Origin of the sequence: Mucilaginibacter polytrichastri (assembly GCF_001911425.1) — a bacterium.
GTDB classification, from domain to species: Bacteria; Bacteroidota; Bacteroidia; order Sphingobacteriales; family Sphingobacteriaceae; genus Mucilaginibacter; species Mucilaginibacter polytrichastri.
Genome location: NZ_MPPL01000001.1, coordinates 5,227,763 through 5,232,643, shown reverse-complemented (window position 1 = coordinate 5,232,643; position 4,881 = coordinate 5,227,763). Strand labels below are relative to the sequence as shown.

Here is a 4,881-nt window from a genome sequence, read left to right as displayed (position 1 = left end):
CGATAATTAATTTAGCTGAGCTCACTTCGCCGTAAGCTTCAAATAGTTCTCTTAAATCTTCTTCCTTTAACTGGTAAGGCAGACTTCCTACAAAAATGTTCATTAATTTTAATTTAATACATGTTCGGCTCCAATGGCCTATTTCCTTTAACGCGAAAAAAGTAACAAATGTTTCTTTAATCCTTTGCAATATATAGATAAACTTCTTAAAAAAACAAAATATCAGTATTTAAACATTTTTTGATGCACGCCTTACAAAGGCGCTATTATTTATAGCTCATTATAAACTACTTACCTAATTTTTTTATAAAAAATTAAAGCAAAAAAATTATCTTTTAAATTAAAAAAGGGCCTTTTAAGAGCCCTTTTCTACGTTATAATAAGTTTGTTTTCAGCTTTTATTGCCCAACATCATACTTAAGTGTAATAGTTGGCAATAACGTGGCCATATCAAGCGGTATCTGGTTGTTTGTTAAAACCGGGCTGCGCTTGTTATAGTATGCCGAAAATGTTTTCTGCACAACGGCCGCACCTGTTACCGGCTCGTTGAAACTGATAGATATTGGCAAAATAAAATCGTGTAGCTTTTCACCATCAGGCACTATCCATTTATGATCCGATTTTTTTAGCAGGTCTGCAGCAGGCTGCGCCAGCGAAAAATCATCCGCATAGTAAACAATTATCTTTTTAATAGCACCCTTCTCGTCGGCAGTAAACTTTAAGATCACAACACCTGCAGCATTGTGTTGCTTCAGATCGGCAGATGGGGTAAAATTAGTTTTAAAAAAACTGGTCATTACCTGTTGCCCACCCTGAAACGGGAATGCGAGTTCTTTTTGTGCCATTGCCATGCCCGATATCATCAGCGCCACGGCCAGCGTAAATACTTTCTTCATTTAATTAATCAACTTTTGGTTCGCGTTTGCTACCGTCATACAATTCATATTCTAACAACCTGCAATCCAGCTTACCATTATAAAACTCAATACGGCGTTTAGCGCTTAACCCAATCTTTTTAGCCAGATCTGGATTACCGGTAAAAACATACCCTTTATAACCACGGCAATTTTGCTTTAAAAAGTCGCCAATGCGTTTATAGGTAATCTCTAGTTTGGTGTGTACACCAAGCCGCTCACCATATTCCGGGTTAAACATTACTACACCTGCACCTTCCGGCACCTCTGTTTCGGCAAAATCACAAACAGCAAATTCTATCAAATGTTCTACGCCTGCAGTATTTGCATTTTTACGGGCAATATCAACAGCATCGTCTGATATATCTGTGGCAATAATTTTAAAATCAATTTGCTTAACTGCCTTATCTTTTAGTATACGGCGCTGGTTAAAGAAAACCTGCTCGTCATACCCCATAATGTGCATAAAGCCATAGTTCATCCTGAAAAAGCCAGGTGTTTTTTCTGTTGCCATCAGCGCGGCTTCAATAGCTAAAGTGCCCGAGCCGCACATGGGGTTAATAAAGGTACTTTTTCTGTCCCAGCCGGTAGCCATAATGGTACTTGCAGCCAAAGCTTCCAGCATTGGCGCTTTACCCGGTATTTTACGATAGCTGTGCTTGGCAATTGTTTCGCCCGATGTATCGATAAACATATCGGCCTTATCTTCCTGCCAGTAAAGGTGAAAAACCGCCTTGTTTTGATCGGCGCCCGAATCTGGCCTGATGCCTTTGATAGATTTAATACGATCTACAATGGCATCTTTTACTTTTACGTTGGCAAAAAGCGGCGTACGGATATGTTCGTTATTTACGTTTGATGTGATAGAAAAGTAGCCCGAGAAATCGATCAGATTTTCCCATTCTACTGTAACCAGGTTATCATAAAGCTGCTGAGGATCAGCAGCGGTGAAGCTTTTTAACAGATACAAGATCTGGCTTGCGCACCTTAAATTAAGGTTTAAGGCTATACAATCGTTAACGGTACCCAATAACTCTACACCGGTAGAAAAGCTGCGCTTTATTTCAAAGCCTAACGCTTCTACTTCCTGCTGTAAATAAGGCGATAGCCTTTTATTGCAGGTAATGATGATTTTACTCTCTGTTTGAAAAACTTGCATGTGGAGGGCAAATTTATGAATTAAAAATGTATGAATTTATTTGTTAAACATTAACTTTACATTTCAAAAGTTTGATACATGGATATTAAAGGAAAAGTACACGAAGTATCTGCAACAATGCAGGTTACAGACAGCCTTAAAAAGAGAGAGCTGATTTTAGAATATATTGAAAACCCACAGTACCCTGAGTATATCAAATTTGAGGCAATTCAGGACCGTTGCAACCTATTGGACAGCGTTAAAGTTGGCGACAATGTAGAGGTAGCTTTTAACTTAAAAGGCCGCCCGTGGACAGATAAAACAGGCAAAAAATCTTATTTTAACTCGTTACAATTATGGAAAATTACTTCGGTTGGCGGTGCTGCAGGCGCTACCCCAGAGTATGCACCACCGGTTGACCTGAGCGCGGCCCCGGATGATGACGATTTGCCATTTTAAGCAAAAATCTTTCAACCTAAATAATACAAAAGCCCTTTAAGATAATTTCTTAAAGGGCTTTTGTTATAGGCGTAACTTAATTTTATCCTTCTTTAAAAATCTGTTTTACTTCCATTTTACCGCTTTGCTTAATTTTTAGGTTATACACACCGTTTAATGGCAAGGCAAAGTTTTTGGTAAATGAACCTGTGCTTGTTTTTTCACTCCACAGCAATTTACCGGCATTGTCAAAAAACTCAATTTCGGCAGTGGCTTTTGTGGGCAGGCTAAACATGATAAGGGTTTTACCGGTCACAAAATCGGGCACTATTTTCAGGTCGCTAATGTTAAGGTCTGTTTTATCAATCCCGGCAATGCCTTTTAAGCGTACGCCCTTGGGCTCGGTAACGCGGAAATTTACACCTGTTTCCACGCCGTCGTTATCAATATTGGTATAATCAAACTCCTGGGTATTACGGCGGCTAAAGTTTTCTATCAGCTCATCATGCGGCGGTGGGCCAAATGATCTGTTTTCGTCTCCTCTGTTTTCATCGGGTGCATTCATTGGATGCTCGGGAGCAGTTATGATAACATCCGTTACCTTCACTCTTCTTAAATGCGGGTGCTGCCCGGCGTCATCTTTTTCTTTGCTCACCATATACCCATCAGGCGTACGTACAATATTAAGGTTGCTGTAACCCAATTCGCTGTTGTCGCGGCCCATGTTACCACCGTTACTGCGGCGCTCAAACCGGTACTCTTTATGGCCACCTCTATCACCACCCTGCAATTTATGTAAATCGCTTAATGCCTCTTTACGATCTTGTGGCGATAGGTCTTTAATATTTTTACCATTAATAACAGTATCGCCATTGGTAATAGAGATCTCTATATTTTTATTGTCCTGCGCCATTACGGCTGCTGGTAAAATAAATATGGCGGCAATGCCTATTGCAAAAACAAATTCGAAGCCGGGTCTGGTGGTCAGATTTTTAATATTCATTGGGGTATTTTTGTTTTAAAGGGCTAAATTAATAAACTACTTAACGTCAATATGTTAAATATTGGTATTCAAATGTTAAATTTTGTTAAAGGATACCTATATCTACCAATTTGAAATATTTTTGTTTGGAATGAAGAAAAGAAGTATAGGCCTTATTACTGGTTTGATGGGATTTGCGCTGCTGGGTGTAATGGCTATGCAATTGTATTTTCTGGTACAATCATACCAGATGCAAAAAAACCTGTTCGACCATACCGTAAGCGAAGTTCTGAGCTCTGTAACCAATAAAGTGGCCCGTGTTGATGCCATGAACTTTTTAAATGAAAAAGTAAGGGTGACTGACGAGCAGAACATGCGGCAGAAAAACTACAGCTTAATTGTAAAAAGCATACATAAAAGCACGCTGGACCATGTGTTAACGACACCAGACAGCGAAAAAATTAAGCGAAAACAAAGCATCCACCAAAAAAGAATAGCCCTGCTGCGCGATAGTTTAAAGCGCATTATATTACGCAACCAACTGGACGATGAGGTTTTTAACCTGGCCCAGGAGGGATCTATTTATTTACGCATTGACGAGTATACTGATGAATTGGGGGTAGTACACCAAAGTATTTCGCCGGAGGTTGGTAATGCTGCCGCAAAGCAACCCGTAAGAAAGCCGCAAAAACTAAGAAAGTACGACACGCTGAGATATAAATATGACGACCCGCAATTTGGGCCGCAGGTAATGATTATCCCGCAGCTTAACCCGCTTTGGGAGCGCGAGCAGATGCGCAAGCAAAAAGAAAAGCAGATTAGGCAGGTAAAACGGGTATTAACCACAGACTCGATAGAGACTGTAAAACTAGGGCACGGACAGCAGCACCAAAACGTGATACAAAACCTGGCCGAAGAATATCAACGCATAGGCCAGCCTTTAACCAAGCGGATTGATTCGATATGGATTGATTCTGTTTTACGGAGCGAACTGCGGAACAAGGGCATTATGCTGCCTTTTAGTTATGAGGTTACCACTGCCCGTAATGATTCGCTGATATTTTCGCGCGCTTTAAACACCGACCCCAAGACCACATTTTTACCGGCCAGCACTTATGAAACTGCTATTTTTGGCAAAGAAGTAATTAATGACCCGGGGAAGATCAGGATCACGTTTCCGCAGCGAAACTCATTTTTATTAAGCCGAATGACTTATACCATGGCAACCAGTGGCGGGCTGATGCTGGTGCTTATTGTATGTTTTGCGTATACCATCTACATTATATTTAAGCAAAAAAAGGTGTCTGAAATGAAGACAGACTTTATTAACAATATGACGCACGAGTTTAAAACGCCGGTATCAACCATTATGATAGCCAGCGAAGCCCTGCGCGATGCCGAAATTGCCA

4 protein-coding genes and 2 pseudogenes are annotated in these 4,881 nt (G+C 40.4%); 2 read left to right on the top strand and 4 right to left on the bottom strand.

Annotated features, from left to right (window positions below; all coding sequences use genetic code 11):
• From RG47T_RS26875 to RG47T_RS22565, 3 genes and pseudogenes are all read right to left on the bottom strand, one after another.
• Window positions 1-103, bottom strand: a pseudogene (locus RG47T_RS26875) (RNA-binding protein); the annotation flags it as partial.
• 295 nt (window positions 104-398) lie between these two features.
• On the bottom strand, window positions 399-896 hold the full coding sequence (locus RG47T_RS22570; RefSeq protein WP_074491999.1) for a hypothetical protein: 498 nt from the start codon (window positions 894-896) through the stop codon (window positions 399-401).
• Window positions 897-900: 4 nt separating this feature from the next.
• Entirely contained in the window at window positions 901-2,073 is a 1,173-nt protein-coding gene (locus tag RG47T_RS22565) for a THUMP domain-containing class I SAM-dependent RNA methyltransferase (RefSeq protein WP_074491997.1), read from the bottom strand.
• A 78-nt stretch (window positions 2,074-2,151) separates the two neighbouring features.
• Here RG47T_RS22565 and RG47T_RS22560 point away from each other — a divergent pair, with 78 nt between their 5' ends.
• Entirely contained in the window at window positions 2,152-2,511 is a 360-nt protein-coding gene (locus RG47T_RS22560; RefSeq protein ID WP_074491994.1) for a DUF3127 domain-containing protein, read from the top strand.
• Between the two features lie 82 nt (window positions 2,512-2,593).
• Here the strand turns inward: RG47T_RS22560 and RG47T_RS22555 are convergent, their stop codons facing one another.
• Window positions 2,594-3,493 carry a T9SS type A sorting domain-containing protein gene (locus RG47T_RS22555; protein ID WP_074491992.1) on the bottom strand — a complete coding sequence of 300 codons (900 nt, stop codon included), beginning with the start codon at window positions 3,491-3,493 and terminating at the stop codon, window positions 2,594-2,596.
• Window positions 3,494-3,623: 130 nt separating this feature from the next.
• Here RG47T_RS22555 and RG47T_RS22550 point away from each other — a divergent pair.
• Window positions 3,624-4,881, top strand: a pseudogene (locus RG47T_RS22550) (hypothetical protein); the annotation flags it as partial.